The organism is Paenibacillus rhizolycopersici, assembly GCF_014947195.2.
GTDB classification, from domain to species: domain Bacteria; phylum Bacillota; class Bacilli; order Paenibacillales; family Paenibacillaceae; genus Fontibacillus; species Fontibacillus rhizolycopersici.
In genome coordinates this window covers 16,776-39,713 of sequence record NZ_JADCNN020000028.1, presented here as the reverse complement: position 1 = coordinate 39,713, position 22,938 = coordinate 16,776, and the positions used below count along the sequence as shown (strand labels likewise).

Annotated in this window: 17 protein-coding genes; 4 read left to right on the top strand and 13 right to left on the bottom strand. The window is 54.4% G+C overall.

What is annotated here, in order from left to right; translation table 11 throughout:
• Positions 1-46: 46 nt before the first annotated feature.
• Positions 47-1,411, bottom strand: a complete 1,365-nt coding sequence (locus IM700_RS20840; protein ID WP_193418775.1) for a polysaccharide deacetylase family protein — start codon at positions 1,409-1,411, stop codon at positions 47-49.
• Between the two features lie 179 nt (positions 1,412-1,590).
• Positions 1,591-2,079 (bottom strand): thioredoxin-dependent thiol peroxidase, encoded by a 489-nt coding sequence (gene bcp, locus IM700_RS20835; RefSeq protein WP_193418777.1) that lies wholly within the window; start codon positions 2,077-2,079, stop codon positions 1,591-1,593.
• A 130-nt stretch (positions 2,080-2,209) separates the two neighbouring features.
• Here bcp and IM700_RS20830 point away from each other — a divergent pair, with 130 nt between their 5' ends.
• The 3 genes from IM700_RS20830 to IM700_RS20820 all read left to right on the top strand — a co-directional run bounded on the left by IM700_RS20830 (position 2,210) and on the right by IM700_RS20820 (position 6,033).
• Positions 2,210-3,322: an LCP family protein gene (locus IM700_RS20830; RefSeq protein WP_193418780.1), complete on the top strand. Its 1,113-nt coding sequence runs from the start codon at positions 2,210-2,212 to the stop codon at positions 3,320-3,322.
• A gap of 283 nt (positions 3,323-3,605) precedes the next feature.
• Positions 3,606-4,916, top strand: a complete 1,311-nt coding sequence (locus IM700_RS20825; RefSeq protein WP_193418782.1) for a glutamate-1-semialdehyde 2,1-aminomutase — start codon at positions 3,606-3,608, stop codon at positions 4,914-4,916.
• A gap of 145 nt (positions 4,917-5,061) precedes the next feature.
• The gene (locus IM700_RS20820) at positions 5,062-6,033 is read left to right on the top strand and encodes a bile acid:sodium symporter family protein (RefSeq protein ID WP_193418820.1); all 972 of its coding nucleotides are present in this window, start codon (positions 5,062-5,064) and stop codon (positions 6,031-6,033) included.
• Positions 6,034-6,459: 426 nt separating this feature from the next.
• Here IM700_RS20820 and IM700_RS20815 read toward each other — a convergent pair whose 3' ends face one another.
• The 8 genes from IM700_RS20815 to IM700_RS20780 all read right to left on the bottom strand — a co-directional run bounded on the left by IM700_RS20815 (position 6,460) and on the right by IM700_RS20780 (position 18,897).
• Positions 6,460-7,914, bottom strand: a complete 1,455-nt coding sequence (locus IM700_RS20815; protein WP_193418785.1) for an ABC transporter substrate-binding protein — start codon at positions 7,912-7,914, stop codon at positions 6,460-6,462.
• Positions 7,915-8,089: 175 nt separating this feature from the next.
• On the bottom strand, positions 8,090-8,956 hold the full coding sequence (locus IM700_RS20810; RefSeq protein WP_155607209.1) for a carbohydrate ABC transporter permease: 867 nt from the start codon (positions 8,954-8,956) through the stop codon (positions 8,090-8,092).
• Position 8,957: 1 nt separating this feature from the next.
• Positions 8,958-9,896: a carbohydrate ABC transporter permease gene (locus IM700_RS20805; protein ID WP_418888801.1), complete on the bottom strand. Its 939-nt coding sequence runs from the start codon at positions 9,894-9,896 to the stop codon at positions 8,958-8,960.
• A gap of 104 nt (positions 9,897-10,000) precedes the next feature.
• A complete protein-coding gene (locus tag IM700_RS20800; protein ID WP_193418787.1) occupies positions 10,001-11,326 on the bottom strand; it encodes a response regulator transcription factor in 1,326 nt (441 codons plus the stop codon).
• A 20-nt stretch (positions 11,327-11,346) separates the two neighbouring features.
• Positions 11,347-13,137 carry a sensor histidine kinase gene (locus IM700_RS20795; RefSeq protein WP_193418824.1) on the bottom strand — a complete coding sequence of 597 codons (1,791 nt, stop codon included), beginning with the start codon at positions 13,135-13,137 and terminating at the stop codon, positions 11,347-11,349.
• A 258-nt stretch (positions 13,138-13,395) separates the two neighbouring features.
• On the bottom strand, positions 13,396-14,040 hold the full coding sequence (gene pgmB / locus IM700_RS20790; RefSeq protein WP_193418789.1) for a beta-phosphoglucomutase: 645 nt from the start codon (positions 14,038-14,040) through the stop codon (positions 13,396-13,398).
• Between the two features lie 211 nt (positions 14,041-14,251).
• Positions 14,252-16,582: a glycoside hydrolase family 65 protein gene (locus tag IM700_RS20785; protein ID WP_193418791.1), complete on the bottom strand. Its 2,331-nt coding sequence runs from the start codon at positions 16,580-16,582 to the stop codon at positions 14,252-14,254.
• On the bottom strand, positions 16,579-18,897 hold the full coding sequence (locus tag IM700_RS20780; RefSeq protein ID WP_193418793.1) for a glycoside hydrolase family 65 protein: 2,319 nt from the start codon (positions 18,895-18,897) through the stop codon (positions 16,579-16,581). The genes IM700_RS20785 and IM700_RS20780 overlap by 4 nt, the downstream gene beginning before the upstream one ends.
• Positions 18,898-19,198: 301 nt before the next feature.
• Here IM700_RS20780 and IM700_RS20775 point away from each other — a divergent pair, with 301 nt between their 5' ends.
• Positions 19,199-20,113, top strand: coding sequence for a transposase (locus tag IM700_RS20775; protein WP_239484098.1), 915 nt, complete (start codon positions 19,199-19,201; stop codon positions 20,111-20,113).
• A gap of 277 nt (positions 20,114-20,390) precedes the next feature.
• On the opposite strand, the gene IM700_RS20770 is transcribed toward IM700_RS20775, so the two are convergent.
• Genes IM700_RS20770 through IM700_RS20760 form a run of 3 tightly spaced genes read right to left on the bottom strand, consistent with a single transcriptional unit; the run spans position 20,391 to position 22,813 of the window.
• Positions 20,391-21,659, bottom strand: a complete 1,269-nt coding sequence (locus tag IM700_RS20770; RefSeq protein ID WP_239484097.1) for a stalk domain-containing protein — start codon at positions 21,657-21,659, stop codon at positions 20,391-20,393.
• 35 nt (positions 21,660-21,694) lie between these two features.
• Positions 21,695-21,943 carry a hypothetical protein gene (locus IM700_RS20765; protein WP_155607215.1) on the bottom strand — a complete coding sequence of 83 codons (249 nt, stop codon included), beginning with the start codon at positions 21,941-21,943 and terminating at the stop codon, positions 21,695-21,697.
• A 57-nt stretch (positions 21,944-22,000) separates the two neighbouring features.
• Positions 22,001-22,813 carry an inositol monophosphatase family protein gene (locus IM700_RS20760; protein ID WP_155607216.1) on the bottom strand — a complete coding sequence of 271 codons (813 nt, stop codon included), beginning with the start codon at positions 22,811-22,813 and terminating at the stop codon, positions 22,001-22,003.
• Positions 22,814-22,938 lie beyond the last annotated feature (125 nt).

The following is a 22,938-nucleotide window of genomic DNA, read 5'->3' as shown; positions in this document are numbered from 1 at the left end:
GACATGGAAGAGAGAAAGGATACGTCCAGCTCGCGACCAGCTCTTGCTAGAGTGCCGAAACCCGCCGTTCGGTTGCAGTCGAAACCGCCTCGACGATCGGATGGTTCAATGCTTCCAGCAGCGGACGCAACGGAATCCATAACGCCTGCGCTTTGCGGTCAAACCTCACTTCCCATTCGACGACCGATCCATCCTTGCGTTCGGCGGTCAGCACCCCGCGACGCGTATCGGCGATGACGGAGGCCTCCCCCCATTCGATAAAGGCACTTTGCGTCGCCTCGCTCCAATAGACTTCGGCGCCGAGGCGCTCCATCACCGTGCGAACAGGTGCCAGATACTGGCCGTCTAGCATTTCATATTCCCCGGCATCCAGACGCATTTGCACACTGCCCGCTTCCACCGTCAACGGCAGCTCCGGTTCAAACAAAGCCGCATTGGGAGCCACATTGGATGCTACCCATTCGGCTGAAGGTGCAGGGCGGTTTTTCTTGCCAATCCCCCGATCCAGCGTGAATTGAACGGGCTTCTGCTCCGCGGACAATGTTGAAAACTCATAACCTAGTTTTTTATAGTAATGGATAATTTCCGGCAATGCCTTGACGGTTTCTTCATGTCCCCCTCCATCATGCATCAATACGATCACCTGGTCCTGGGGCTTCTCATTCTTAACGTTGCTTACGATTTCGTCCGCCGGAACGCCTTTGCGTTTAGAATCACCGCTGTCCACATTCCAGTCAAAAACCTTATACCCGCCTTGTTCCAACAAGCTAAAGTACGTTTTGTCAAAATGCCCGTACGTCCCGCCCGGCGCACGTACCAGCGGCGTACGGGTTCCCGTGATCTCCCGCAGCACCTCCTCCGTTGCCTTGACCTGCTTCCAGAAATGGCCAAAGCTGTCGTACAGCGCATCATAGTCGTGATTATACGTGTGATTTCCCAACGCGTGACCGGCGTCGACGATACGCCGGATCACCTCAGGGTAGCGCTTGGCCTGCTGACCAAGCACGAAGAAGGTGCCGGTGACCTTCTCCTGCCGCAAAATCTCAAGCACCTGATCCGTATGCGGGCTTGGCCCATCATCAAAGGTTAGGTACACCGTCTTGCCTTGCGTTTTCTTCTTTGTTTCCTGAGACGTCTCGACTTTCTTCTTCGGTTTAGCCGACGCCAAAGCCGCCGGTATCGCGGCCGTGCCAACGGCTGAATGATTTACAGTTTGCACCTTCTGGGGTGTAGCGAGATTCACTTTATGGGTCGCGGATCCCACCGCGGCTTGTTCCTTCATGGCATGGGCTTTCACCTCGGGCAAGCCTTGCGGCTGAAAGCCCAGCGGGGCGCCAATCGCAGCGATCAGCACCAGTGTAAGCAGCATCATACGAACCAGCATAAGTCCGGAAATTCTTCTTTGTTTCATCGACCTTCTACCTCCGCAGCTAGGATCAAATTCTTTTCTATGAATCCATGGCCTATCTGGTAGATTGTATGAAGGTAGAAACGCAAATAGACTTCCGGATTCGCTGCCAAAGGCATTAAAAAATCACCCCTTGTCGCTTGACAAAAGGGGTGACCTGGCGCATAAACCTAGCCCCCGACTTACATCTTATTCGTCTCCCGAAGCGCCTCTAATACTTGCTCGGCGTGCCCTTTCACTCTGACACCGCGCCATTCGCGGAGAAGCTTGCCCTCCTCGTCGATGAGGAACGTGGAACGAACGATGCCCTCGAATTCGCGACCGTACATTTTTTTTAGCTGCCACACGCCAAATAACCCACACACTTCATGGGACTCGTCCGATAGAAGCGGAAAATTTAGCCCCTGCTTCTGGACGAACCTTCCGTGGGATTTTACCGTATCCCCGCTGATTCCAAGCACCACGGCTCCATACTCCCCGTACGCCTGGGCGAGGTCGCGAAAATCGCAAGCCTCCTGGGTGCAAGCCGGGGTTGAATCTTTGGGATAAAAATAAAGAACGACCTTGCGGCCGCGAAATTGCGATAGCGAAATGTCCTCCCCGCTGTCTGCGGGTAACCGAAAGTCCGGAACGGGCTTGCCGATTTGCACTTCCTGCGGTTGTTCCGACATGTGAACTCCTCCTCGGGCCTCTCCAACCCTGAAATTGATTGTATTTACAAAAAAAATTATAATGTAAAGATATGTAGTATATCTATAATAGAAACCGAATTTATCGTACGATCTGAAAGGAACGAACCCAATGACGAAACGCACAAAACGGGCGATTCTCTGGTCGGTGATCGGAGTGGTCGTCGTCCTGGCCGCCTTTGCGGCATACTATTTTACCGCCATCTACAACCAAGTGGACAATTTTCAAAAAGAAGGAGAGCAGTCTCCTTTCTATAACGTGCAGCCAACCGAGACGAAAGTGCCGGAACCGCCGAAATGGGAAGGCACGGAACGCGTGAACATCCTGTTGATGGGCGTGGATGCGCGCGGTTTGAAGAAAGGGGAAATCCCCCGCTCCGATACGATGCTGGTCGCATCCCTAGACCCGGTGAGCAAGAAGGGTTACCTCTTCTCGATTCTGCGCGATACGTATACGGAAATTCCGGAGCACGGCTCGGATCGGATCAATACGGCGATCACCCATGGTCCGAATACGGCCATGCAGGCGGTCTCCGACCTGCTGGGCATCCCGATTCAATATTATGTGTATACCGACTTCCAAGGATTCATCGAGCTGGTGGATGCGGTCGGCGGGGTGGATTTTTACGTGGAAAAAGATATGCACTACACCAGCAAAGCGGATAACCATGAATACGACATCGATTTAAAAAAAGGACAGCAGCACCTCGACGGCAAAACCGCGCTGCAATACGTCCGCTTCCGGCACGACGCCCTCTCCGATTACACCCGGACCGAGCGGCAGCGCAATTTTCTGAAGGCCGTAGCGGATAAGCTGAAATCGACGACCTCGATCATGAAATTACCTTCGATTTTAGAGAAAATCAATCCTTACATCGACACGAATCTGTCGGTTCAAGATATGTGGAAGCTGGCCACCGTCGGGTATGACGCGCAGATGTCCGCCAGCGAGCAAATTCCGCCGATGGACCTGCTGGTCGAGAAAAGCGTTGGCGGTTCGTCCGTGCTGGGCGTCCGAAGCGAAGATGAATTAAAGCAATACGTGCAGGACGTATTTAATAAGAGCGAAGAAACGGGCACCGGCGACGGGGCCGAAAGCGGCAGCGAGCCCGGCGGAACGGGGAGCAACGACAGCAGCGGCGATGCCGGTGCTGGTGGAAGCGGCTCTAGCCGGACGGGAGCGAACGCCGGTAACGACGCGAATCTGGAGGCGGCCAGCCCTTGAGGCTGGCGCCTCTAAAGGCGCGCTAATCGCACCACCAATTGCAACGAGATGTAAAAGTGCAGTTCATTTTGGTGAAAACCGCTCTTATGGGCTCGCCGGATGTAAAAGTGCAGTTCATTTCCTCTTAAAAGTCACTTTTGGTGACCTATCCCGCACTATTGCAGCTGATCGCACGAAAACGCCGGTTTTCAGGTAAATCAAATGTACTTTTGCAGTTGGATCACCGGTGCATCTGTCAAACTAGTTCTCTCCAATTCTTCAACCAGAAAGGAAGTATAGAAATATGAACCGATCGCAATCGGAACGATTGTACGAAGAAGCATTGCAGCATATCGTAGGTGGCGTCAACAGCCCCTCCCGCTCTTTCAAGGCGGTTGGCGGCGGGGCGCCTGTTTTTATGAAAAAAGCCGAGGGCGCGTATTTCTGGGACGTAGACGATAATAAATACGTCGATTATTTAGCGGCTTACGGGCCGATCATTACCGGACATGCCCATCCGCATATCACGAAGGCCATCCAAGAGGCGGCGGCGAACGGTACGTTATACGGCACGCCAACGGAGCTGGAGATCCGCTTGGCCGTCATGCTGAAGGAAGCGATCCCTTCGATGGACAAGGTGCGCTTCGTCAACTCCGGCACGGAAGCGGTCATGACCACGATCCGCGTTGCGCGCGCGTATACGAAACGCAACAAGATCATCAAATTTGCCGGGTGCTACCACGGCCATTCCGATCTCGTGCTCGTGGCCGCCGGCTCCGGCCCGTCTACGTTGGGTATCCCCGACAGCGCCGGCATTCCGACCAGCATCGCACACGAGGTGATCACCGTGCCGTTTAACGATGCTACGGCGCTGAAAGAGGCGCTCGACAAGTGGGGCGACGACGTCGCCGCGGTCATGGTCGAGCCCATCGTTGGGAACTTCGGCATGGTGATGCCGAAGCCCGGGTTCTTGGAAGAGCTCTGCCGGCTCGCACGGCAGTACGGCGCCCTCGTCATCTACGACGAGGTCATTACGGCCTTCCGCTTCCACTACGGCTCGGCGCAAACGTACGCCGGCCTCTCAAATCACGAAGCGATCCGGCCCGATCTGACCGCCCTCGGCAAAATCATCGGCGGCGGGCTGCCGATCGGCGCGTACGGCGGCAGCAAGGAGATCATGGAACAGGTGGCGCCGCTCGGTCCGGCCTATCAGGCCGGGACGATGGCGGGCAACCCGGCTTCCATCTCCGCCGGCATCGCCTGCCTCGAGGTGCTGCAGGGCGCCGGGGTTTACGATGAGATGGACCGTCTCGCCGTAAAATTGACCGACGGCCTGTCCGAGTCGGCCCGCCGTCTTGGAGTGCCGCTGACGATCAACCGGATTCGCGGCTCGTTCTCCACGCACTTCTGCGACCACCCGATCACGAATTACGACGAGGCGCAAGACACGGACGGCGAAGCGTTCGCCGCCTTCTTCCGCGCCATGCTCCGTCGCGGCGTCAACCTCGCTCCGTCGAAATACGAAGCCTGGTTCCTGACGACGGCGCACACGGATGCCGACATCAACTTCACCTTGGAGGCTGCCGAGGCTTCGTTTAAGGAAATTACCCGCTAAACCTACTAAGTCTGCCTGGTTCGGTTACGATCAGGCAGACTTTTTTTCGTTCAAGTGCTATCCCGGCTCCGTCCCATTTACGATTCTCCGCGAACGTTCTATACTACAAGAAGCTTATAATCCAAAGGATGACCTGACGATGAATTTGCTGCAAACGTTGAATCGACAACTAAACAAACTTATGCCACTAATCACGCCTGCCAGCATATTGATCGGCGTTCTTAGCGGGAGCCAACTTGCCGCATACACCTCCTGGTCTCCGTGGCTGTTTGCTTTCATGACCTTTGCCGGGAGCATCAGCCTAAGCTTCAAGGATTTCTTGAACGTGCTCAAAAAACCGCTTCCCCTGGTGCTCTGCCTGTTCATCCTCCACCTCGCCATGCCGCTGATCGCCATGGGGATGGGGCATGTGGCGTTTCCCGGGGATTTCTATACGATTACCGGTTTCATTCTCGCTGCAGCAATTCCAACTGGTGTCAGCAGCTTTGTGTGGGTCAGCATCTACAAAGGCAACATCGCCTTGACCTTGTCGATCATCCTAATCGATACACTGCTGGCACCGTTTGTCGTGCCCGGAATCCTGTCGCTGCTAGTCGGCGCGAGTGTGCAGCTCGACGCCGCTGCGATGATGACCAGCCTATTCTGGATGATCGTCGTCCCGTCGCTGGTTGGGATGCTGTTGAACCAATGGACGAAAGGTCGGGTGATCGCTTCCTGTGGACCTTGGTTGAACCCGTTCTCGAAGCTAGCTATGGCTGCCGTCGTGGCGATCAACGGTGCAGTTGTCGCTCCTTATCTAACCGACTTTAGCCCGCGGCTGCTGGGCCTCGCCGCCATCATCGTTACGCTCGCGGCGATCGGTTACGTGCTTGGCTTCGGCTTGTCCCGGTTGATTGGCCTAAACGAGTCCGACAAGGTGGCGCTCGTCTTCAATGGCGGCATGCGCAACATCAGCGCCGGCGCAGTGCTGGCTGTCACCTACTTCCCTGCTCCGGTGGCCGTCCCGGTCGTGCTGGGCATGGTGTTCCAGCAGATGATGGCCTCGCTCGTTGGCCTGGTGCTGGGCCGACAAGCCCGCGCGCGCCAGCAAAAGGACAAAACGGCGGCGGCGGCGTGATCCATCGAAACTCGGCAGTATGCGTTCACTCGCCTCAGCGGCCACACTCTTTCCGCCTCTGCTAACTCCGCCCCTCTCCCCCTCTAACGGAACCAAATGACCTTATTCGTCCATTTCCCGACCATTTCCCAGCCTAACGGAACCAGATGACGCTATTTGGCCCAAACAAGCATTGATCCACGCCTAAAATGAGAAATAACGTCTCTCCGTTCCGTTAGCATTGATTTCACCGTCCACAACTCTAGCTCCCACTCCCCGCCTGCCGCCGCATCTTTTGGTGTTATTCCAGCGCCAAATGAGCAACTCAACTCTCCATTCTCCCGCACCCCAACCTTTACCGCTCTCCTTCAGACACATTCAACGCAAAAAAGAGCCTCCCCACAGTCCAAACGGACCACCCGGGGAGGCTCCTTAGCAACCTGCCGCTTATTGCGGTTGAATTTTATCGAAGAAATTCTCCTGTACGTATTTCGCTGCGACATCCAGCTGTTTCTTGGAATCGGTGCCCTTCTTCGAGAACGATTCCTGCACGACGTTCGACATCGTCGCGTAGTAGTCCTGCGTGCCGAACTGCGCTTCCGGCTTACCTTCCAGCAGGCTGAACAACTGTGGATCGTATTTGTACACGTTGTCGTACTTGTCGTAAATGGCTTTCACTTTGCCGGCGTAGTCGGAATCTTCGCTGAAATATTCCAGCGGCGTCGGCACGTAGTATTTGCCTTCAGCCTTACGGGCATTGATCGTGTCTTCGACCGATTTCAAAGCGTCATCGGTGAAGTAGTCAAACGTGATATAGCGGAACGCCATTTCCTGTTCGTCCTTCGTGGCATTTGGATTGATGACGAGGTAATTGCCGCCCAGAACGCCATAATGTTTGCCGCCCTTCTCTGCAGCAGGCATCGGGTAAGCAATGACGTCCTCCGGCTTCATGCCGCCTTCGTTCAGCGCCGCTTGAATGACGTCAAACGCCCCGGCGATCACCATCGCGGTCCGGCCTTGTTGGAAGGAGCTGACGGCATCGCCCCAGCCCAGCGCCCAGTCTTGCGGGATCGCGTTGGCTTCCCATCTCAGCTTCTTGTAGAAATCCAGCGCCTTCACCCCGGCCTCGGAGTTAAAGACGGCGGTCACTTTGCCGTTCTCATTCGTTTCGATGTCGCCGCCGGCTTCAAACAGGAAGTTGGTCCAGTTCCAGCCCGCTTCATTGCCTTTGCCCATCGGAGCGATCCCCGAAATGCCCTTCTTCGGATCAGCGACGCCTTTGGCTACGTTGTACATGTCATCCCAAGTCCAGTCGAACGCTGGAGCAGCGATCCCTTTATCGTCCAGCAGCTTCTTGTTGACTACGGTCGAAGTGACGTAACCGTTTTGGGTGATCCCGTACACCTTGCCGTCAACGATAAATTGGTTTTGCAGCACCGGGTTAATTTCGTCCTTGTACTCCCAGTTGTTCCACAGCTCCGTGATGTCGGCAACCCAGCCGCGTTCGACCAGGAACTGGGCTTCCGTTGCCCAAGTATTGTAGAAGGTTGGCGCTTCGTTGGACGCCATCTTCACGCCGATTTCGTTGACGCTATACTGCCAGTCGTCCTTCACGATCGTTACGTTCGGGTACTTGGCCTGAAAGCGAGCGATTTTATCGTCCTCCTGCTGGCGGAGCGTCGTTTCGTCCGGCAGCGGATAGTGGATTTTGATCGTAACTTTGCGCTGCGTGATGTCATCGGCTTCTCCCGCAGCCGGTTCGGCATTGCCTCCCCCGTTGTTGCCCGTGGCCGCCACATTCCCGCCGTTATTTTGGGCTTCCTTGTTGTTTCCTCCACCGCAGGCCGCTAGCAACGAGCCGAACAGCATCAGGCACATCAACACCGCTGAAAACTTGCGCATTGAAACTCCCCTTTTCTAAAAGTTAGGTTATCTTGCATGTTCATCATAAAAGAGAACGATTTCGCAATCGATGTGTGATCTTATGACTTTCATGTGCAGGCCTACGATCGTTACAATGAAGGTTCAAAAAGTCAGGTTTTCTGCTTCGTCATGGAAAGATTACTTTTTGAACTACCTATCCTTTGACCGCGGACAAGTTGACGCTGCGCATGATAAACTTCTGGAACCCGAGGAACACGAAGATCGGCGGAATCATGACCATGAACAAAATGCTGAACTTGAGGCTACTGTCCATATTCCGCGCGTTAATCACATACTTGTAAATCGCCGTCGCCAGCGTGTACTTGTCTTCCGTATGCATGACCAGGGATGGCCAGAACCAGTCATTCCAGGCCGTGGAGAAAATAAAGATCGCCAGCGTCGCAAAGATCGGCACCGACAGCGGTACCGCGATCCGCAAGTAACTGGTCCACTCGGAAGCCCCGTCAATCCGGGCTGCCTCGAAGATTTCTGGATGGATGCCGTCGAAGAAGTTTTTCATCAGAAGGAAATAATACGCATTTGCCCCGGCAGGCAACCAGAAGGCCCAGTAAGAGTTCAACAGCCCCAACTCCTTCAGGTTCACGAAGTTCGGGATCATGTAGCTCGAGGCCGGAATAAACAACGTGAGCAGAATGAAGAAGTATATCGCCCGGCTGTACGGCACGCGGATACGCGAAATGCTGAACGAGGCGAGGCCCAGTACCAGGATGGTCATCAGCAGGTTACCGCCGAAGATCAGCAGGGTATTTTTCAAAAACATCGGCAGATCGATATAACCCCAAGCTTTCGGAAAATTGTCCCAATGCCACTCCTGCGGCAAAAACCGCGGCGGGAACGAGTTGACCTCCTGATTGCTTTTGAGCCCGTTGAACATCGTCATTGCGATTGGATATAACATCGTAAAAGCCATAACCGCGATGCACAACACCATAAATCCGTAAACGATTTTATTAAGCGGCTTCTGCAAATCGGAGGGCGACAGGATGCCTCTTTCTTTCATATCAGTACTCCTCCTTGTTCAGCTTGTATTGCAGCACGCCAAGCACGCTCAGCACGAGGAACATCAGGACGCCCAGCGCAGTCCCTGCCCCATAGTCGAGCTGGGTAAAGGCATATTTGACCGTCAAGAGCGCGTAGGTCAACGTTGCTTTGTTTGGACCGCCGTCCAGCAAAGCCAGCTGCGATTGGTAAGCCTGAGAAGTGCCAATCAGTTGCAGAATCAACATCAGCACGATCAAGTTCCGCATCGAGGGCAGCGTAATATATTTGATCCGGGCCCAGACGCCGGCTCCATCGATTTCCGCCGCTTCGTACCAGTCCCGCGGAATGCTCAGCACCCCGGCCAAATAAATCAGCATCGCCGAACCGAACTGCTGCCACGTCTCCATAAAGACGATCGAGACCATCGACCACCTGCCGTCGGAGACGAAGGATACCGGATCGGCCCCAAACCATCCAAGCAATGCGTTGATCGGCCCAACCGGGTCGTACATCCAGCGCCACATCCCGTACAGGACGACGCCCGGCACGACAAACGGGAGGTACGCCGCAATGCGCGCGAAGCCCTGGAACCAGCGAAGTTCGGAAATCGCGATCGATGCGGCGATCGGTACCCAAAAGCCGATCACCAAGCAAAGAAGCATATAATACAAGGTGTTGCGAACCGACAGAAGTACGTCGGGGTTGTTGAACACCTTCACGTAATTGTCCATTCCGACAAACGTGTTGCCTTTGACGAAATCGATATTATAAAAGCTGTAAACCATCCCTTTGATGATCGGGACCCATAAGAACACGATAAATATGGCAATCGCCGGAATCAGGAATAGATAACCCCACATGTACTTCTTCCAGTTTGATCCCCGCCGCGGCGACCGCATAACGTCCGCCCTAACCGTGTCCTGCTGCATGTTCCCCGGTGAAATCACGGGTTCCCCCATCTTTCTCCCTCTTTTCTACGTAGTGTCTCTATCCATTGTAAAAAAGAGGATCCCAGGCGAACATGTCTAAAACTATGTGAACTATAGTCGTTCTTACTTCATCGTTATTTCTTCAGCTCCGTGGGGCTGACACCGAAATACTTCTTGAATATCTTGCTAAAATGCTCGGGCGACTCGTAGCCCACGCGTTCGGCAATCTCGTATCGACGCAGGTCCGTGTTCAGAATCAGCGCTTTGCTTTCCTCCATCCGCAGCTTGATGACATATTCCCAAAGGTTATAGCCGGTATTTTTCTTGAACAGGTAACTTAGATAATTGGGGCTGACATGGTTGCTGCGGGCCACCTCATGAATAGTTAACCCTTTCTGCCGGTAGTTCTCCTCGATATACTTCTTGGCACTCTCCACGATCCGGTTGCTCTGTGTCGTCAACTCCTCGGTGGAAGGGTCCTGGGTATAGTTATGCCAGTTGAAGTCGCCGTAATAAAACACATGGTAATCCCCGTGTCCCCCACCCCACAACATCGCTTTGTCCGCCTGCCGGCTCAGTGCATCCAAGAACCCCGCGCCCTTGAGAATTTGACTGATCCCAACCGTGCATAGCAAGCCAAGATACTTGTGAATATGATGGTGCAGGCTGCGGCCCAGCATTTCGAGCTGGTTGATTTTGTTGAGGTTTGGCTCGGCATACTCCGCTTCGTTCCACTGCAGGATGAGGGCCATCTCCAGGCTCCGAGTGTAAAAAGACGCCGCCCGCCACTCCTGATGCAGCAGCTCGTTGACAATATTCAGCGCCGCGTAGCGGAATAGGCGGGTATCCTCGTCCTGGTCAGCCGACGGCTCCTTCTCAGCGGGGATGACCAGCTTGATCTTGATCACGGAAAAATACGGCCCGGTAAGCCCCAACCGCTCGGCTTCGGCGGTCTGCTGCTCTTGATCTCCTTCGGAGGGTTCGCGCAAAAGGCGGCTCAGCCGATCGCCAGATTCCGGGAGCGGCTCCACCATGCGGAAGTGTTCTGCTCCCCCGGACAACCACTCCTCGGTCTGCGGCATCGGCTTATCCATCTTCAGTAGCGCGTTGCGCACGGAATCGAGGAACTGCTCGCTGTTCAGCGGCTTGATCAAATAATCCTTGGCCCCTAGCCGGATTGCCATTTGCGCGTATTGAAACGTTTCGTGCGCCGAGATAATGATCGTCTGTACCCATGGCTTGATCAGCTTCGCCTGCTGCATCAGCTCGATCCCGTTCATTTCCCCCATCTGGATGTCGGTGACCAGCAAATCGATATCCTCCATCCTCACGTAATCCAGCGCTTCATGCCCGTTATATGCAGTGTAGATCTGGCCGATATCAAGACCCGAGGCGGTCAATAGCCCGGATAATCCTTTACAAATCAACGGTTCGTCGTCGACGACCAAAATGTTATACATGTGCTTGTTCCCCCTGTTCGTCATTCGTTTCGGTCGGCCGCGAGGGGCAAGGTAATCGTAACTGCGGTGCCGCCTTCAGCTCTCCCCGCGTACTTCAAGCCGTACTCCGCCCCAAAGTGCAGCCGGAGCCGTTGATGGATGTTGCGGATCCCATAACCGAAGGACGGGCTTGGCGTCTCGTCATTAAGCAGCCTGTCGATCGCCTCGAAATCAACCGGTTTATATCCATTGTCGGTTATTGTTATGCGAACTAGGCCCTGCGCATCGTCCGCTTCGGCGCGGATGGCGATTTCGCCGTCTTCCCCCATATGCTTAACACCATGAATGATGGCATTCTCAATGAGCGGCTGGAGCGTGATTTTGGGAATGACAGTGGCATTCAACTCGGCCGGCACGTCCCAGGTCACGCGGAATCCGTACTCGTACCGATGCTCCTGCAGCTTGATATAAGCGGAGGCGTGCTCCAGCTCCTCCTCCAGCGTGATCAGCTCCCGGCCGCGGCTGAGGCTGATCTTCATCAGCTTAGACAGCTCCTTGATCATTTCTGCGGAGGCGTTGTTTCCCTCCATGGCGCTTTTCCAATAGATGCTTTCCAACGTGTTGTACAGCAGATGCGGGTTGATTTGTTGGTACAGGATTTGCAGTTGGGCTTCCTTCTGCTTGATGTCCATCTGGTATTTATAATGAATCAGCCCGTTGAGCCGGCGCGCCATCTCGTAAATCGTGGAGATCAACACGCTGACCTCGTCATTGCGATCGCGGTGCGGCGTCTCCGGCACTACGTTGCCCGGCTCGTAGCGGCGGACGAAATAAACCAGCTTCTGGATCGGGGTCATGAGCGACCGCCAGAAATACAAAATCAGCACCAGACCCACCGCAAAATAAGCGATAGAGATGAGCTGGATGATTCGTTTGATTTCGTTTTGTTGCTGTAACAGCGCCTTGACAGGCACTTTATAAACAAGCTTCTGCTGTAGGACGTAATTATAATTAATGACATAAATAAAATCATCGGTGATGACGTCCTTCACTCCAATCAGGGAATCCCCCAGATCGGCCTCCGGCGGCAGATTCAGGATTGCCCCGGACGGCGTCTCCGCTGGCGTCGAAGTCAGGATGCGGTTGCCCCAATCGGTAAAATACAGCTCCCCTTCCGGGATCGAGACCGTTTGCAACGATTCGCCGATGCGGCCGTCGACGTTGGAGACGACGAGCACGCCGATCGTGCCGTTTTTGTAAATGCTGTTGATCGCCCGGACATACGCAAGCGTTTTTTGGTTTTGCTGCCCTTGCGTAGGCGGGGACAAATGATCGATCAGGCGTAGGTAACCGTTTCCTTTTTTTGCGACAGCTTCCTCAAACCACTCCGGCTTCTCCTGTTCGAGAAAGAAATAGACGCCCGCCTTCCGCGCCTCCGGATAATAGGGGGCAAAAAAATACGCGTTGGACGGATCATACACGTAAAGGGAATAATACAGCGGCTCGCGCTGGTCGGTTTCCTGGGAATAATTGAACAGCAACGTCTCCAGCTTTTCGTAATTTTTGACCCGCTCCAGGACGGTTTCCGTCCCTTCGCCACTGGGATTCAGCTGCTGAAGCAACGGATGCTGGAACACGGTAGACGTTACTTTGTTGATCGCTTCAATGTCCCGGGTGATCAGCCGAAAGTTCTGTTTGTTGAGCTCGATATAAGCATTGGTGACGTTCCGCTTCAAGATCTGATCGGCTTTGTAGTTGCCGTAGGCATTCAGGATAAATAAGGGAATCACCATCACGACGAACAGAAGAATCATTTGCTGTTTGACGTTCATGTTGGCGAACGGGTTTCTAGTTCGGTTGCCTGGTTTCAACGAAATGCACCTCCGGCAATTCAAATATAGCAATAATCAAAATCGGCAAGGATGCGCGATCCTACGAAGATCGTGGCGATTTCTCCGATTCTAACTCGCGTAGGTCTGGGCCTCTGTGCCTTACCTCTTAGTGTAGGGGATTTTGGGAATCTTGCCAGCAAAAAATAAAAGGTCCCCCGGTCAACGTCCGGGGGACCTTATTCCATTTGGCGCAAGTCGTCATCTTACCGATTGCACCAGCTCATGCAGCCCGCTGACAACAAGGTCAGCCGCTGCCAAAATGTGCGGACTGCCGATGCCCACGACGCGGCAACCGGCGGCTATGCCCGCCTGTACCCCCGCCTCCGCGTCCTCAAACACGACGCAGTCGGACGGCGGCAACGCCAACGCCGCGCTGGCGGCGAGGAACACCTCGGGGTCCGGCTTCGCCTTGGACACCTTGGTGCCGTCGATCACCGCGTCGAACAGCTCCGCGATGCCAAGCCGGGCCAAGATGAACGCGGCGTTCTTGCTCGCCGATCCGAGGGCAATCTTCACGCCGCGCTCGCGCAGCTGCAGCAAGTATTCCTTCGCCCCCGGCAAAATTTCCGAAGGCTCCAGCTTGGAAATCGAATCGACGTATTCATCATTTTTGTCCGCGGCCATTTGCTCGCGTTCTGCCTCCGTCGCTTCCACACCGCCCACCTCAAGTAAGATGCGAAGCGACTCCATGCGGCTAACGCCTTTCAGCCGCTCATTGTCGGCTTCGGTAAATTCGAAACCGAGACGGCGTGCGAGCGCCCGCCAGGCGAGATAGTGGTATTTGGCCGTATCGACGATCACGCCGTCAAGATCGAAGATCGCGCCTTTCATCGTTTCCAGCATGTTTGAATTCTCCTTCGATGAATGTATTCGATTTTTCGAATACAATTCGCTACTAACGACAATATTGGCGAATTCTATTCGATATTTCATACAGATTCTCGGCTTCCATCACCCTATGAACCAATTAAGCATGAAATTTCATATACATTAAGCCAAAGTCGCCGGAATCAGCAAATTCTATTCGATTTTTCGTATATATCTATCCAAACTTTCAGTCAACTTCATATGGGACGCAAACGTCCTGCCCCGGTGCCACCGCCAGCTCCCTATCCCCCACGATAAACCGCATAGCGGTCGGATTATCGCTATGTGCCGCAATACTCACCTCTTCCCGGCTGATGCGAATCCGGTAGGAACCGCCGCGAAGGCGGACCGGGAACTCCATCGCTTGCCAAGCGGAAGGCAAAGCGGGCCGAAGCGCTGCTTTAAGGCCATCGTATCGCAAGCCGGCAAATCCCAGTATTGCCGCCATCCAAGCCCCGCCATTCGCCGCGGGATGCGTACCGCCGATATAGAGGTCACCGACATATTGTTTCGATTCCCCGGTGAGGTCGATCGTTGCCGTTCGCATAAAGTAAGGGTAACCCCAATCCGGAGATCCCGTATCTGCCGCCACCATGGCATAGATACAGGCGCTGAGGCTAGACCCATGCTCGGTGCGCGGCTCGTAGTAAGCCCAGTTCATCTGTTTGACAGACCGGTCGTAATCGCCTTTAAACAGGTGCAGCATCAGCACCACGTCCGCTTGCTTCAAAATTCGCGTCGTTGTCGCAGGGCCGTTTCCTCCACCGAGATATTCGTGCGGATGAAGCATCCGAGCCTTCAAATCCGGCAGCGAGACGTCCTCAAGCGCGTAATAGCGATCGAACTGCTCAATCAAGCCGGTCTCGACGTCCGGCTGTGGAACGTACAGCCGGTCATGCATGTCGCGGATCTGTTCCGGGCTAACGGAGCTCCCCGCCGCAAGCGCCTCGTACCGACGTGGGTTGTGCGTTCGCAGAATCCCCATGACATCCAATGCGATGCGCAGGCACTCCTTGACCAACCGGTTGGTAAACGCGTTGTTGTTCACCCGCTCGTGATATTCGTCAGGTCCGGTAACGTCTAGGATTTCGTACCGCTGCTTCCGCGGATTGAAGTACCCGTACGAGTAAAAGAACTTGGCGCACTCCCAAGCCACCTCGGCCCCGCCGTCCAGAAGCAGACTTACATCACCGGTAAACGCGTAATACTGCCAGATCCCGTAAGCCACATCCGCGCTGATATGCACTTGCTTGTCGCGAAAATAAGTACGCATCGGGCGCCCCGTGAACACGTCGTTGACGTTAAACAGCGTACAGGCATCGTCCCCTGTCTCCTGGCTTTCCCAAGCATAGAATGCCCCATCATAGCCATATTCCGCGGCTTTGCGTTTCGCGCCGTCCAATGTATGCACCCGGTACATCATCAAATTGCGGGCTACCTCCGGCTCCGTATGCAGAAAAAAAGGCAGCATAAACATCTCCGTATCCCAGAACACCGCACCTTTGTACACCTGCCCGGACAATCCGCGGGCCGGGATGGACACGCGCTCCGAACGATCCGGTGCGATGATGTGCAGTTGGTACATGCTGTAGCGCAACGCCAGCTGAGCCTCGTCATCGCCTTCGACCTTCATGTCGGAGGCTTCCCACTTACGCTCCCAGCGCTCGGCGTGCTCGAGCAGCAGCCGGTCGTAACCGAGTTGCCGTGCTTCCGAGACGGACTGCACCGCTGACGCCCGAACATCTTCTTCAGGAGCCCCGTCTTGCCCCGTGAATATGGCGACGTATTTAACAAGCTCGACCGGTTCGCCGGCCCGGGAATTGATGTGGATTCTGCGACGGATTGAGGTTTCCTCGCGCAGAAGCTCCCCTCTCCCCTCACCAACGATGTCCGCCGTTTCCGCCACCGTTACCGGCACGCCAAGCTCCTGCGTCCACGCGGTCAGCAACACGACTTCTCCGGTCGCATCCGACTCGCTCTCCATCCGTTCCAGATGCGGGCCGTTGATATCCCAGACGTCACCGTCAATCCCGGTGACGATCGTCAGCGCGCCGTCCCGGCTGCTCTCCACCGCGATACGGCATACGATCAGCTCCGAACGCACCGCGCTGCAAAACCGCTCCGACGTGATCGTTACTTCCGTGCCGTCCGCCATGAGGAACACCGATCGCCGTTGGTGTAAGGCGCGGCGCAGGTCCAGCGACTGCTCGTGAGCCACCAATTCCGGACCACCGCCGTTTCCATCCGCCTCTACGCGGGGTCCGGCTTTCAGCACGCTCAGCGGCTTCCCTTCCCAATCGACTGTCGTCGCTAGCCCGTTCGGGGCATTCACTGGCTCACGCCATTTATCCCCAACCTTGTCGTACAGACCGGCGACGATGGTGGCGGTCAGCTCGCTTTTGCCGAACTCCTCCAACGTTCCCCGATAACCCAAGACCCCATTACCGATCATGAACTTGTTGCCGTGATGTGCGATTCGTTCCGGGTCGAACCCGCTTTCTCTAACGATCCAGCTCATTGAACTACCGCCTTTCGCAGCGGCACCCGAATGCCTGCTTCACCGACGTTAACCAGGTTCCCATACACCGAGATTTCCACCTCGCGGCCGGACATCCCGCGGATGGAGGCCTGGTTCTGATCCACTTCCACCAGCAGCTTCACACCTTGGTAGGTGATCATGAACCGATAGCTCTTCCAACGTTCCGGGATACTCGGGTTTAATGCGAGCCGATCTCCATCCGAACGCATCCCGCCGAACCCGTACACGATGTTCATCCAGGCTGCAGCGATCGACGTTGTATGCAAGCCTTCCCGCGTATTCCGGTTATAGTTGTCGAGATCCAGACGGGTCGCAAACTCGAAGAACTTATATGCCTCCTCCGAACGCCCGATTTCCGCCGCCAGAATGGAGTGGATCGACGGCGACAACGAGGATTCGTGAATGCAGCGCGATTCATAGTAATCGTAGTTCGCGCGTTTCTCCTCCAGCGAATATTCACTGTTGTACAGGAACATGAACATCAACACATCCGGCTGCTTAATCATGTCATACCGGTATAGCCGGTCATACGACCAATGCGAATAGAGCGGGAATTCCGTCACGGGAATCGCATGAATGTCCAAATGAGGCAAGTCGAAAAAACCGTCATGCTCTTCGAAAATCCCCGTCCGCTCATCCTTAGGAATTTTCATGTGCTGCGCCTTGTTCCGCCAATCCTCCTGCTCTTCCCCCGTCAAGCCGAGTCGCGCTGCCAGCTCGTCATATGCGGCAGACGCTTCGTCCCGCATCGTTCCCAGCACCTCAAGTGTGTACTCGAACAGCTTTTTGGCCATCAGGTTGAGGTAACAGTTGTTGTTAACCATCAGTTGAAATTCGTCGGGCCCCATGACACCGAAATAACCGTATTTCCCTGACTGCTGCCCCCATTGCCCCCGAGTCGCGTAGAAACGGCTGATCTGGACTAGCATTTCCGCGCCTTTTTCAAACAGGAACGCTCTGTCGCCCGTAATGTTCACATAATGACGCAACCCGTAGGCTACTGCCGTACCGACATGCAGTTGGAGATTGGAGTGTTGCCACAGGTCGCAGCTTTCCGTCCCGTCGATCGTTGCAATGGGATAAAATGCCCCTTCGCAATCCAATTCCTTGGCTCGCTTTAATGCTTCAGGTAGCGATTGGTAACGGAACTCGAGCAGACTGCGCGCCGCTTTCGGATTGTTGAAAATATAAAACGGCAAGCAATACGATTCCGTGTCCCAGAAAGCCAGCCCCCGGTAAGCCTCACCAGTCAGCCCCTTCGCCCCGATATTGAAACCGGGATTATCCCCGTGGTAAGTCTGGTACAGCTGAAAAATACAAAAGCGGATTCCCTGTTGATTCTCTGGATCGCCTTCGATAGCGATGTCCGATTCGGCCCACACTTGGGACCAGTAAGCACGCTGTTCGGCCGCTACCGCATCGTATCCCGACTGCGCATGCCGAGTCGCGAGTTCGATCCCTCTTTGCCAGAGGTCGTCGCTACGGGTCGCAGGGTCTTTCTCCGCCACGTTGATGACCAGTTTGTCCAGCACGCTGCGCTTCCCCTGTTGCAGGCTCAGGATCAGTTCACGACCGATGTAGTTTTCCTCCTGTACCAGTTGGTTGCTCACGGCGTCCGATGTATCTACGCGAAAACCGGAAAACAATCGGTTCCCAGTGTTCACCGTCTCCCCCAGGATCCCTGAGATCCCGGCTCCACTGGATACGGATGCTTCTCCCTGCTTCAGCTGTTTCCAATAATAGCGTTGCTGATCCTCATGGATCACCGCGAGGTTCAATCCGGTACGCACCTGGACCATACCGGAGAAGTTCAGCGGCGTTAAGGTGATCCGCTGTGCCCCGAGATGCGACACTTTCATGCTGACTAAGCGTTCGAACGTAAGCAACACGTCCTTCCCGCCGGCCGTATGCCACACCAACTCCCGGGTGTAAATTCCAGTTCGGAAGTCCAGTTCCCGACGAAATCCGCTGAACTTGCTCTCGGCCAAATCCAGTGTCTCGCCGTCAAGCGTGATCCGCGTATGCAGCCAATCGACCGCGTTTACCATGAACCGCAGCGATTTAATGATGCCTTTATAATGAGCCGTGACCGGACTCTCTTCGTAGAGCCCATTGAAATAACTGCCCAGCAGCGTATCCCCGCTATACCCCTCTTCAGCGTAACCCCTGACCCCCATATATTCATTCCCCAGCGAAAAAATCGACTCGCTGACCCGGTTGCGTCCCGGATCAAAGCCTTCCTCCACGACCTTCCAGGGGTCGACCTGCAAATATTTATCCGCGATTTTCGGCATGCTCCGCCCTCTCCTTTTATGTTTACTCATGCGATAAGTCCGCTCATCATTCAGATTAGCGAAACGTCCGCCGCCTCCAAATGTCCAGGACTAAGGAGCTTATGTGCGATATTACGGAGTTGGATCAACCGTGTTGAAGTCCGGGATCCCTTCTTGGCCTCTCTTTGCATGATTATCCCTTTAGTTCAGGAGGCGAAGTTAAGGGAGATTGGGATTTTTTTCTTGATAGGGGATCATATGTTTGGTATAATAAAAAAAGAGAACATACGTACGAATTGCGATGACTTGGAGGTGGGCGGACATGGGGATACATACGGGAATTGATTCTCAAGACTTTAGCATCCTTTACAAGAATGAGGAAGAGTGTGCGGCGGCGATTATTGCGATGAAATGGCCGGGCGGCTTTATCTGCCCGCGCTGTGCTCATACCCACTGCAGCCGTCTCACCACCCGACGCATCCCTTTGTTCGAGTGCGGGAATTGCAGGCACCAAACGTCACCTTTAATCGGTACGATTTTTGAGGGAACCCATTTGCCCTTGTTGAAGTGGTTTCAAGCCTTGGAGTTGTTCCTGCTCCCCGACGGCATTTCGGCGATGCGTCTGAGCCAGGTGATCCGGGTTACCTACAAGACCGCTTGGTTAATGTTGCACAAAATACGTCATGCCATGGGGGAATTCGATGCTCGGGAATTGCTAAGCGGAGTAGTGAAGGTCAACAACGATCTGTACGGATATGATCCGTCGCGTTGTCAGCTTTCGCACCCTCATGCCTCGGTGGTCGTGGCAGGATGCGCAGTAACGGAGTCTGGCGAACCCGAACGAGTTAAAATTCATCTAGTCCCCCCACAAAACAGAACATACGGAGAAAGGGCGAGTCGTCACGATCTCGCCGAGTTCATCACCGGAAATGTAGATATTCATGCATCTGAAGTGCAATTGTTTCCCTTGGCCTTTCGACTATACGCACCCTTGCGGAAAGTGGTCCGCGAGGCTTGGCAATCGCTGAAGTGTACGTATGTAGCTTTGGGTCGCAAGCATCTCCAAGCATACCTGAACGAGTACACGGGACGACGCCGATTGCGGCAGTCCGGGGGAGAAAGAACGATGCGCCAAGAGTTGCTGCATATGTGTGCAGCCATTCCAACGATTTCTTATCGGCAGCTAACTACGCGCCATCGCCATCAAATCTTCCCTTTGCCCGTGGCAGCTGCCTGATCGGGACACTCCTACCTCCTTGGTCCTGCTTTCTTGATCCCTTTATGCTGCTCTTTGGGCCGATTTCCTGTCTACTACACCAATGCCTCAACCCAACCTATCCTACTACTTCTTTCCGCTTATCTTATCTTTCCTAAGCTTGCCTGCCTTCATCTCTTTGAGCATCTCATTCCCTGTGCTCTGTACATCTCGATTATCTATAACCTGATCAAACGGGATAATCATGCAAAAGAGCGGTAAAGCATATGCTGCTCTACCGCCCACCCTAACGACAATATTAGATTTCGTTGATAAATACCGTCTTCATTTTTCCGCTATATTGTACATCGAGACCTAGTCCCTGCACGAGCAAGGCCAGTGGCACATAGGTTTTGTTCTCCTTACCAACCTTTTGAAGGAAGGCCGGAGTCGCTGTGGCGGCTGGCGTGCCGTCCACCTGGATTTGCTTGGAGCCCACCGGAATGACAACCGTCCGGCTGCCGTAAGTGATCGTGGCAGTGGAACTACGGGTATCCCATTTGCTTAACGCTCCAACCGCGTCGGTGATGTCCTTGATCGCCACAAACGTTTGACCGTTTTTCAGGATCGGCGGATATGGCGTGTTTAGTTCATTTCCTTTGACCACAACGGATATCGGCGCACCGCCTGACTTCGCCGTTGTTGTACGGAAGCTGCCCCAAACCGTCTCGGCGAAAGTCTTGGCGATCACTTCATATCCAGCTTGATTCGGATGGATATCCGTATCGGAAAAAATATGCGTCAGCGATATTTCGCGTCCCGTAAAAGCTGCTGCCACATGAGCTGCCTTCACCGGCTTTGCTTCGTTCGCATGATCGGCAACAATGCCATCCACGATCGCAGTAAACTTGCCAGCCAACTGCTGCAGCTCCTCGTAAATGGAGGCGTCGGCAAGCTTTGGCACCGGTTGATATTGATCGGCAACCACGACTTGCGCCGACGGATTGAGTTCCGTCAGGACGCGGATAACCTCGCGGAGGTTGTCACCATAAGCCTTCAACACCACTTCACTTTGGGCACGGAGCTGCTCGAGCGAGATGTTTTTCACATCCGGGAGCAGCTTAAGCAAGTCGTTCCCACCGATCGTGATCGTGATCAAATCGGCTTTCTGCAGGTCGGCCTTCGCTTGCGCGATACCGGAAGCAAATGAAGCAATCCGTGGATCCGGCACATTCGCCTGAATGTCGGCAGCGGTAACCGGTGAGCCTGCCTGAATCGCCGTTATGTAGTTCTTCAAGCCTTCGCTGGTCAAACCGAGGATGCCGTAATTAACCGCCGAAGTTCGGCCATGGAACAGTCCTTGTTCTTTCAAACGATCGACGAAGCCGTACGGAACGCTCGTTTCAGTCATCCCCGGCTCGTACCCGACGGTAATGGAATCGCCAAGCGCTACGATAAGGTAGTCGTCGGCTTGGACCGCCTCAGCGGCTTTAACCGGCGCGGCGGCGGTGACGTTGAATAGGAAAAGGATCAGAGCAAGCGCTCCCGCCAGGACGGAAGCCAAGTTTAAGCGAATGTTCTTCAACAAGCTTTTCAACTCCTTTAAATAGTAGATAGAAGCCGTTAATCCGGCTTCTTCTCTACGCGTTCGGTTCTTTTCAAATAATCATCATAACGGCCATCGATTTCCTTGGCCATTTTTCGGTAATTCAACGTCTCTTCCACGATCGGATCCAACGTCGTCTGAATGCGGATCTCGTACTTCGGTGACAATTTTCTGCGCTCTTCCTCGCGGCGTTCTTCCTCGCTGCCGTATTCCCCTTCGGTCAGCATCTCGCTGAGCTCGCGTTCCAAATCCTTGCTATCGCTCATCCTGGACACTCCTTCCGGTATTCTGAGATCAAGCGTACCTGCTGTGAAAGCTGGCTTTTACAGCCCTGTCGCATCCGCGGCCCGGACCACACCAAGCAGTTCTTCATGGATTTTGCCATTGCTGGCAATCAAATGACGTACGCCGATGTGATAAGGGTTGCCTGTGGTATCGGTCACTATTCCTCCCGATTCCTTCACGATCAGCGCACCCGCGGCAACGTCCCAGGCGTTTAGCCCCACCTCGTAATAACCGCTCAGCCGACCGGCGGCCACATAAGCCAGATGCAGGGCTGCCGATCCAGCGGCGCGCAGACTGCGCACTTCACCGGACAACGCATTCAGGCCACGCATGTTCACCGGCAGCGCAAACTCCCGGTCCGGGTTAAAGCCAACGGCAACGATGCTGCCGGACAAAGACGCATCGGTGGATACTTTTGACGGTTGCCCATGGATATACGCGCCTTTGCCTTTCTCCGCCACAAACATCTCGTCGCGCATCGGGTCATAAATGACGCCGATAATGATTTCACCTTTATATGCCAGCGCAATCGATACGCAAAAGAACGGAAATCCGTGCACAAAATTGGTCGTTCCGTCCACCGGATCAACGATCCATAAATACTCCGATTTGCTAGCCTGCTTCAGTGCCGCAGCAGATGCCGCCGCTCCCGGCGCCACCCCTTCTTCGCCGAGGATCGCATGATCGGGAAAATGCGTCAGAATCAGCTTGCGGATCATCGCCTCCGCGCCTTTATCCACGTCCGTCACCAAGTCTTGGGGCGACTGTTTCGTATTCAAATCTTGGTAGCCCCCAAGCCGGCTCTTGATCCATTCTCCCGCTTTTGCGGCGCAATTGATCGCTACGGCCATCGGACTTTTACTACCTACCACATATGGAACTTTCGGATTCGATTCCAATCGATTCACTCTACTTTCATCGTAAACTGATAATCTACTCCTTAAAAACTATACGTCTTTGAAATTGCAAAGTTGCG

Coding starts and splice junctions, on each gene's coding strand:
- IM700_RS20775 (WP_239484098.1), top strand. CDS start 19,199: ATGGGGATACATACGGGAATTGATTCTCAAGACTTTAGCATCCTTTAC.
- IM700_RS20800 (WP_193418787.1), bottom strand. CDS start 11,326: ATGTATAACATTTTGGTCGTCGACGACGAACCGTTGATTTGTAAAGGA.
- IM700_RS20785 (WP_193418791.1), bottom strand. CDS start 16,582: ATGAGCTGGATCGTTAGAGAAAGCGGGTTCGACCCGGAACGAATCGCA.
- pgmB (WP_193418789.1), bottom strand. CDS start 14,040: ATGCTGGAAACGATGAAAGGCGCGATCTTCGATCTTGACGGCGTGATC.
- IM700_RS20810 (WP_155607209.1), bottom strand. CDS start 8,956: ATGAAAGAAAGAGGCATCCTGTCGCCCTCCGATTTGCAGAAGCCGCTT.
- IM700_RS20805 (WP_418888801.1), bottom strand. CDS start 9,896: ATGGGGGAACCCGTGATTTCACCGGGGAACATGCAGCAGGACACGGTT.
- IM700_RS20760 (WP_155607216.1), bottom strand. CDS start 22,813: ATGGCCGTAGCGATCAATTGCGCCGCAAAAGCGGGAGAATGGATCAAG.
- IM700_RS20825 (WP_193418782.1), top strand. CDS start 3,606: ATGAACCGATCGCAATCGGAACGATTGTACGAAGAAGCATTGCAGCAT.
- IM700_RS20795 (WP_193418824.1), bottom strand. CDS start 13,137: ATGAACGTCAAACAGCAAATGATTCTTCTGTTCGTCGTGATGGTGATT.
- IM700_RS20815 (WP_193418785.1), bottom strand. CDS start 7,914: ATGCGCAAGTTTTCAGCGGTGTTGATGTGCCTGATGCTGTTCGGCTCG.
- IM700_RS20840 (WP_193418775.1), bottom strand. CDS start 1,411: ATGAAACAAAGAAGAATTTCCGGACTTATGCTGGTTCGTATGATGCTG.
- bcp (WP_193418777.1), bottom strand. CDS start 2,079: ATGTCGGAACAACCGCAGGAAGTGCAAATCGGCAAGCCCGTTCCGGAC.
- IM700_RS20830 (WP_193418780.1), top strand. CDS start 2,210: ATGACGAAACGCACAAAACGGGCGATTCTCTGGTCGGTGATCGGAGTG.
- IM700_RS20780 (WP_193418793.1), bottom strand. CDS start 18,897: ATGCCGAAAATCGCGGATAAATATTTGCAGGTCGACCCCTGGAAGGTC.
- IM700_RS20765 (WP_155607215.1), bottom strand. CDS start 21,943: ATGAGCGATAGCAAGGATTTGGAACGCGAGCTCAGCGAGATGCTGACC.